The sequence below is a fragment of the Citrobacter sp. TBCS-14 genome, from assembly GCF_005280805.1.
GTDB classification, from domain to species: Bacteria; Pseudomonadota; Gammaproteobacteria; order Enterobacterales; family Enterobacteriaceae; genus Citrobacter; species Citrobacter gillenii.
In genome coordinates, this window is record NZ_SZWM01000474.1 from 1 (window position 1) to 201 (window position 201).

Below are 201 nucleotides of genomic sequence, written 5' to 3' on the forward strand. Positions count from 1 at the left end.
GAAGTCCCCGATTGCGAAACGCTATGGATGCTGGCGACCGGCACGGCTATCGGCCCATATTTGTCGATTCTGCAGTTAGGCAAGGACCTGGATCGCTTTAAAAATCTGGTGCTGGTCCACGCCGCGCGCTATGCCGCCGATTTGAGCTATCTACCGCTGATGCAGGCGTTGGAAAAACGCTACGAAGGTAAATTACGCATC

General features: G+C 54.2%; 1 pseudogene. It reads left to right on the plus strand.

The features are described from left to right. Positions 1-201 (plus strand): annotated as a pseudogene (locus tag FDX22_RS31320) (ferredoxin--NADP(+) reductase); the annotation flags it as partial.